6 protein-coding genes and 1 pseudogene are annotated in these 7,331 nt (G+C 69.8%); 1 reads left to right on the top strand and 6 read right to left on the bottom strand.

Translation table 11 applies throughout. From position 1 onward, the window contains the following. A pseudogene (locus A9976_RS31770) lies at positions 1 to 149 on the top strand (porin); the annotation flags it as partial. Positions 150 to 251: 102 nt separating this feature from the next. On the opposite strand, the gene A9976_RS19185 reads toward A9976_RS31770, so the two are convergent. From A9976_RS19185 to A9976_RS19160, 6 genes are all read right to left on the bottom strand, one after another. Beyond that, entirely contained in the window at positions 252 to 1,250 is a 999-nt protein-coding gene (locus A9976_RS19185) for a porin (RefSeq protein WP_183020325.1), read from the bottom strand. 299 nt (positions 1,251 to 1,549) lie between these two features. Further along, positions 1,550 to 2,926, bottom strand: a complete 1,377-nt coding sequence (locus A9976_RS19180; protein WP_183020324.1) for a Fe-S oxidoreductase — start codon at positions 2,924 to 2,926, stop codon at positions 1,550 to 1,552. 22 nt (positions 2,927 to 2,948) lie between these two features. Next, on the bottom strand, positions 2,949 to 4,013 hold the full coding sequence (locus tag A9976_RS19175) for a homocysteine S-methyltransferase family protein (protein ID WP_034397648.1): 1,065 nt from the start codon (positions 4,011 to 4,013) through the stop codon (positions 2,949 to 2,951). 233 nt (positions 4,014 to 4,246) lie between these two features. Next, positions 4,247 to 4,930 (bottom strand): helix-turn-helix domain-containing protein, encoded by a 684-nt coding sequence (locus A9976_RS19170; protein WP_183020323.1) that lies wholly within the window; start codon positions 4,928 to 4,930, stop codon positions 4,247 to 4,249. A 53-nt stretch (positions 4,931 to 4,983) separates the two neighbouring features. Further along, positions 4,984 to 6,069, bottom strand: a complete 1,086-nt coding sequence (locus A9976_RS19165) for a hypothetical protein (RefSeq protein ID WP_183020322.1) — start codon at positions 6,067 to 6,069, stop codon at positions 4,984 to 4,986. Positions 6,070 to 6,130: 61 nt separating this feature from the next. Further along, positions 6,131 to 7,285 carry an FAD-binding oxidoreductase gene (locus A9976_RS19160; protein WP_183020321.1) on the bottom strand — a complete coding sequence of 385 codons (1,155 nt, stop codon included), beginning with the start codon at positions 7,283 to 7,285 and terminating at the stop codon, positions 6,131 to 6,133. Between the last annotated feature and the right edge of the window lie 46 nt (positions 7,286 to 7,331).

Here is a 7,331-nt window from a genome sequence, read left to right as displayed (position 1 = left end):
TGGACCGCGATACCAACAACATGCTGTCGCTGGGCGCCGAGTACGCGCTGTCCAAGCGCACCATGCTCTACACCAGCCTGGGCCATCAGCGCTACGAGAACCAAAGCTCGCGCACGGCTTTCGGCGTCGGGATGGCCCATTCGTTCTGATCACCGCGCCCCCGCGCTCCAAGGCGGCTTCAGTGCGCTTCCCGGCCGGCCAGGCCGCCGGGAAGCGCACTGAAGCCGCCTTGGAGCGCGGGGGCGCGGTGATCAGAACGAATGGGCCATCCCGACGCCGAAAGCCGTGCGCGAGCTTTGGTTCTCGTAGCGCTGATGGCCCAGGCTGGTGTAGAGCATGGTGCGCTTGGACAGCGCGTACTCGGCGCCCAGCGACAGCATGTTGTTGGTATCGCGGTCCAGGCGCTGGCGTGCATAGCTGGCCTTGAGCGTGGTCGCCCCGATGCCGTAGGTGGCGCCCAGCGAGACCATGCGCGACTTGTCGGGCCCCGTGCCGGGCGTGCCCGACTTGCTGCGGTCATAGGCCAGCATCACCGCTGCCGTGCCGATGCGGTACTTGCCGCCCATGTACAGGTCGGTGTCGCCGCTGCCGTTGCGCTCATGCGCCAGCATGGCCGCCACCGCGCCCTGGTCGTAGTTGACCGACACCGAGCGCGCACGGCCCTGGCGACCCGGCGCCTCGGTGCGCTCGGGCGAGGCGCTCAGGTGCAGCGAGAAACCGCCGAACTTGGGCGAGTCGTAGAACACGCCGTTGGACATGCGGCCGTACTCGGGCGAGCCGTTGTTGCTGGCGCGGTCGGTCGGCGTCAGGTAGTGGGCCATGTGCCAGGCCGGCGAGGCGATGCGGTTGAAGTTGGACCAGGGATCGAACTGCCACTCCTGGCTCCACATGGCGCTGAGCGCACGGCCCAGGCGCAGATGGCCCCAGCTGCCCTGCAGGCCCACGGTGGACTCGTCATGCCAGAAGGGCTTCTTCGGATAGTCCTCGGTCAGGCCCGTGTCCAGATCGAAGCGCGTGCTCAGCCGGAAGGTGGCCTTCAGGCCGCCGCCCAGGTCCTCGATGCCGGCAATGGCCAGGTTGCTGCGCTGAATCGTCCCCAGCTTGCTGGTCTTGTCGAAATCCCGGAACACGCCCGCGTCCAGATAGCCACTGATGGTGACGTTGGAGCCGGTGGCAGTCGACTGGGCGGCCACGGGCAAGGCGGCGGCGATGGCGAGGGAGGCAAGGGTCAAGCGGGAAGTACAACGCATCCTGAACGGGTTCCTGGAAATGAAAAATGGCACAACACCGGCGCGGCCCTGGGGCATGCGCAAACGGCGACGGGGATTGCCACGACGGAGGTGGCTGGAACGGTGCGCAGCGGGCGGGTGGCCAGCGGCGACTTGGAGGCAGCCAGAATGCAGAACACAGCATGATCGCTGCACATTCATTGAACATCCCGGCCAAAGACGTCATCCGCGCAGATGGCGGGCAACAGGCGGCATTATGAAAGCTGGGGCCGGTGATGACCACGCCACCGTCAGGCCCGGTCAGTTTCGCAAGGCCGGTCTCAGCGGCTGCGCTCGGTGCGCGACACGTCCCAAAGCCGGTTCATCTCGCTGCAAAAGGGCTGGGCACAGGGCGCGCGGCCCTGGTACTGGCAGCCTTCGGTGGTACAGAAATGCGACTGGTGCTCGAAGGCCCGGCGCTCGCGCGGCAGCGCGCCCGAGGCCTGGGCCGCCGCCATGTGCAGCCAGGGATCGTTGCGCTGCTGCAGCATCTGCTGCACTTCCTGCGCGAACGCGGGCGACAGCGAAGCCACCGAGGCCAGCCCGGCCGGCGACGCCATGGCGCCACCGGGCTGGCGCAGCGGCTGCAGCTCCAGCAGCAGCAGGGCGCTGGTGCGCAGCGCATCGGCGCCACGCGGCTGCAGCACCACGGCTACCGGCCCCGAGGCCAGCGATTGCAGCGATGCATCCAGCGGCAGGCGCAGGCCCTGCTCCGCAGTCTGTGCGCCGGCCGGCAACGGCAGCGCAGCCCCCGCGGGCAGGGCCGCGGCGGGCATGAAATGGGCAGTGCCGGGCGCGGAAGCCGATGCAGCCGCCAGCGCCATGGCCGCGCCCTGCGCCTGGGCCCAGGCCTGGGGCACCTGCAGGCTCAGCGTGAAGCCGCGTTCACCCTGCGGCGTCAGCAGCGTGCCCTGCTGCACCCACCAGCTTTGCAGCGCGGGCAGGGCCTGGGTGGCGCCACCCACACCCGCAGCCGTGCCTGCAGCAGCGCTGGCACCGGCCTGCGGCGCCAGTCCCGATCCGGCCAGCAGCGCATCCACCACCTTGGCCTTGGCGGCTGCCACGGCCAGCGTCACTGCGGCAGCAGAGGGCTGCAGGGAGGCTGCGGCCTGCAGTGCAGGCGAGGAAGACGCCGCCTGCGGCGCGGCGCCGGCCTGGGCAGAGGCCGATGTCCCCGTCTGCGGACTCTGGGATGACTGCGCTTGCCCTCCGGCCGGTGCTGTACCAGCTGTCGTGCCGGCGGCCAGCGCCTGCAGCAAGGCCGCCGAACCCGGCTGGGCTGCAAGCAGTTGCAGGGCCTGGCCCTGCTGGGTACCTACTTGGGCCAGCAAGGCCTCCAGCAGCCGGCCCAGCGCCTCGGACACGCCGCTGGCCGGCCACTGCGGCGCGGGCGCGCCGGGGCTGGACTGGACCTGGCGCGCCAGCTGGGCCACCAGTTGCTCGAAGGCCTGCAGGCGCAGGCTTTGCAGCATCTCCGGCGACCAGCGCACGGCCGTGGCCGCTGGCAGCGTGACGGGAACGGAAGGTGACGCGGCAGCGGACGGTGCCTGTGGCGCCACCGGTGCGCCAGCGGCCGGGCCGGGCACAGGCATAGACACAGGCGCTGGCAGCGGCAGCCCTGCGGCTGGGGACGGGACGGGCGGCAGCGGCGAACTCATGTCAGAGGCTCCGCCCGGGCCATCAGGCCGATTCCGGGTAGAACAGGCGGCGCGTGGGCGTGCTGCCCACGGCCTTGGCGATGGCGCCGATGTGGTCCGGCGTGGTGCCGCAGCAACCGCCCACGATGTTGACCAGGCCTTCGGACGCGAATTCGTGCACCAGGCGGCTGGTGACCTCGGGCGTCTCGTCGAAGCCCGTGTCGCTCATGGGATTGGGCAGGCCGGCGTTGGGGTAGCAGCTGATGAAGGTCTCGGGCGCGGCCTTGTTCAGTTCCTGGACGTAGGGGCGCATCAGTGCCGCGCCCAGCGCGCAGTTCAGGCCGATGGACAGCGGGTTGGCATGGCGCACGCTGTGCCAGAAGGCCGTCACCGTCTGCCCGGACAGGATGCGGCCCGAGGCATCGGTCACCGTGCCGCTGATCATGATGGGCAGGCATTCGCCGCTTTGCTCGAAGGCCTCGTCCACCGCGAACAGCGCGGCCTTGGCGTTGAGCGTGTCGAAGATGGTCTCGACCAGGATGACGTCGGAGCCGCCCTCGATCAGCGCCAGCGTCTGCTCCAGGTAGGCCTGGCGCAGCTGCTCGAAATTCACGTTGCGCGCGCCCGGATCGTTCACGTCGGGGCTGATGCTGGCCGTCTTGGGCGTGGGGCCCAGGGCGCCGGCCACGTAGCGCGGATGGCCGGGCGTGCTGTACTTGTCGCAGGCCGCGCGGGCCAGCTGGGCGCTCTTGAGATTCATCTCGCGCGCCAGATCGGCCATGTGGTAGTCGTCCTGCGCAATCGTGGTCGCGCCGAAGGTGTTGGTCTCGATCAGGTCGGCGCCGGCGGCCAGGTACTTCTCATGGATGTCGCGGATCACGTCGGGGCGGGTGAGCGACAGCAGCTCGTTGTTGCCCTTGACGTCATGCGGGAAGTCCTTGAAGCGGTCGCCCACGCTGCCGGGGCCCGTGTAGCCCTGGCCCCGGTACTGGGCCTCCCCCAGCTTGAAGCGCTGGATCATGGTGCCCATGGCGCCGTCAAGAATGACGAGGCGCTTGGCAAGGATGGCGGGAAGCTCTTTGGCGCGGGTGTACTGGGGCAGGCTCATGGGCAGCGATTGTAGGAACTCCGGGGCGGCCGTGCCGGGCACGAGGATTCCCCCAGAAAAACGGCCTGCGCCCCAAACAAGAGGCGCGACCTATGAAACTAGCGCACCCCCACGCCAGAGACACCGAGGAAGGGCCTATGCCGGCCGCGCCGCCCCGCACCGAGGGTGTCGTCCCCCTCCCGCGTAGCGAGAGAGGGGGAAGCGGCGCAGCCGCTCAGGGGGTGCTAACCATTTCAAGTGCAGACAGAGACGACTTGGGCCGGCTGGCGGCTCAGGCTCACATACACATGGCCCACGCCGCTGTCGAAATAAGCGGCCTCGTGGCGGCCCAGCTCCACCGATTCGCCGTTCTCGAACAGGATGCGCACCCGGCCCGAGAGCACCATCACGAACTCCTGGCCCGCATGGCGGATGGTCTCCGAGAATTCGCCGGCCTCGCGCGCATTGATCACGGCCACCAGGGGCTGCATCTTCTTGCCCGGGAAGGCGCCGCACAGCACGCTGTAGAGGTACTGGTCGGTCTCGTAGCGCTGCACGTCCTCGAAGCAGTCCTTGACCACGGTGGGCGTGTCGCCGGCCGCCTGCTGGGCGTCCCCGACCATGAACAGCCGTGTCATGTCGATGTCCAGCGCGTTGCCCAGCATGAGCACCTTCTCGTAACTCAGCGCGATCTGGCCGCGCTCGGCCTTGGAGATGGTGGACACGGCCAGCCCGCTGCTTTCGGCCACCTGCTGCAGCGTCAGGCCACGCTCCTTGCGCGCCTTGCGCAGCTTGGCGCCCACTTCGTGCTTGCCCGCAGGCATGGCGGCGGCCGTGCGGGCGCCCGGCAGCACGGCGGCGAGGACCTGGTCTGGCGTGGGGAGAGTGCTGGACCTGGGGCGGGGCCTGGGGCTGGATCTGGTGCGGGGGCTGGGCATGAAGCGGGCGATCGGGGCTGGCGACCGCCCGATTCTAGGGTCAGGCCCGGCCGTCAGGCACCGCGCAGGCCGGCCCCTGGCGCCTGCCTGCGGCCCATGCGCAGCCAGCCCACCAGCGCGCAGGCCATGAGGGCGAAGCCGATGTAGCCATAGACCGGGTAGACCATGCCCACCAGCGTGATGAAGCCCGCGAAGCTGCCGCCCAGGGCCAGCACGCCCGCCACGCCCGTGCCCCAGCGAAAACGCGGCGTGCCGGCCGGCAGGATGCGGGCCACGAAGGCATAGAGCATGCCCACGGCCGTGTTGAGGATCATGCCGAAGATGACCAGCGACATCAGGTGCCCCAGCCAGGGCGAGATCTGCGTGGCCAGCGACAGCATGGGCATGGACAGGCCGCCCAGCGTGTCCATGCGCCAGTACATCGCAGCCGCGATCATCAGCATCAGCAGGCCCAGCAGCAGCCCGCCCGCCACGCCGCCCCACAGCGCCACGCGGCGCGAGCTGGCCTGCCCGCCCATGATCACCAGGAAGGGCATGCCGGCCACCACGTTGTAGGAGACGTAGAGCAGCGCGGCCACCAGCCAGTGGCCGGCGCCCCGGGGCTGGGCGGCGGCGGCGGCCTCCAGCGCGGCCATGTCGCCGTGGGGCGTCAGCAGCACGTAGCCGGCGACCACCACGGTCATGAACACCAGCAGCGGCGTGACGGCGCCGATGAAGGCGATCACCCGGCCCACGTCCAGGCAGACGATGAGCACCGTGGCCACGGTGGCCAGCACGCTGCCCCAGACCTCGGGCAGGCCCAGCCACTGGTGCAGCAGCGAGCCTGCGCCCGCCAGCATGACCACGGTGATGGCAAACAGGAAGAAGGTGATCAGCACATCGAACACCATGCCCACATGCCGGCCCAGCAGGGCCTGCACCACCTCCTTGTGCGAGCCGGCCTGCAGGCGCTGGCCCATGGTGGAGAACGCCATGGACAGGAAGACGAAGGCCAGGGCCGCCACCAGGCAGCCCGCCAGGCCGATGGCGCCAAAGCCCGCGAAGAACTGCAATATCTCCTGCCCCGAGGCGAAGCCCGCCCCGACGATGACGCCGACGAAGGCGCCGGCAATCCTGCTCACTTCCTTGAATGCACCCATGCCTGTCTCCTTGGATTGTTGTGTGTTGCGGGGGCTGAAAAGGTGAAAAAGGGATGACGGCTCAGGCAGCGAAGCGCGCCGGACTCAGCCGCAGGGCATCGACGCCCTGCGCCAGCAGCTCGGCGGGCAGCGGCTCGCGCATCAGCAGCGCGGCCGCGGCGGCCGAGGCGCCGGCTGCCGTCTGTATGCCGTAGCCGCCCTGCCCGGCCAGCCAGAAAAATCCCTCGCGCTGCGCATCCCAGCCGATCACGAAGTCGTCGTCGGGCGCAAAGCTGCGCAGCCCGGCCCAGACATGGCGCGGCCGGCGTATGCGCAGGCGGGTCAGTGTCTCGATGCGGTCTATGCCCATGGCCACGTCCAGCTCCTCGGCCACCACATCGTGCGCCGGCACGGGATCGGCATTGGCGGGCGAGCCCAGCAACTGGCCTGCATCGGGCTTGAAGTAGAAGCTCTCGTCCACGCCGATCACGGCAGGCCAGCCGTGGATGTCCTCGCCCTCGGGTGCGGCAAAGGTGAAGGCCGAGCGGCGCCGGGGCTCGATGCCCAGCGGCCGCGCGCCGCACAGCCGGGCCACGGCATCGGCCCAGGCGCCTGCGGCATTGACCACGGCGCGGGCACGGACCTGCGTGCCGTCCTGCAGCGCCAGCGTCCACAGGCCCTGGCCATCGCCATCCACCTCACGCTCGGCGCCGGACAGTTCGGCGCCGCAGCGCAGCCGCGCACCGGCACGCGCCATGCCGCGCAGAAAGCCCTGGTGCAGTTCGGCCACGTCGATGTCCATGGCATCCAGGTCATGCACGGCGCCCACGAGCAGGCTCTCCTGCAGGCAGGGCACCAGGGCGCAGGCCTGGCGCGCGTCGATGCGCTCGGCGCGCAGGCCGTCGCGGCGGTACATGGCCAGGGCCTCGTCCAGCTGGGACTCCTGGCCGGCCGTTCCTATGTAGAGCACGCTGCGCGGCTGCAGCAGCGCGTGCTCGCAAAAACCTTCGGGCGGCGCGCTGTAGAAGCCACGGCTGGCGCGTGTCAGCGCGCGTATCTGCGCGGTGCCGTAGCTCTCCATGAACATGGCGGCCGAGCGGCCCGTGGCGTGGTAGCCGGGCTGCGGCTCGCGTTCCAGCACCAGCACCGAGGCGCCGCCCCCGGCCAGCCGCCAGGCCACCGAGGCACCGGCCATGCCGCCACCGATCACGGCGAAATCCAGAACCTGGCTTTCCATCATCCATCGCTCCATTTTTTTCCAATGAGAAAATTATCCGATAAGA

The sequence above is a fragment of the Delftia sp. UME58 genome (assembly GCF_014170385.1).
Lineage (GTDB): Bacteria > Pseudomonadota > Gammaproteobacteria > Burkholderiales > Burkholderiaceae_C > Comamonas > Comamonas acidovorans.
The sequence above is the reverse complement of the archived record's forward strand: the minus strand, read 5'-3'. Positions and strand labels throughout refer to the sequence as shown.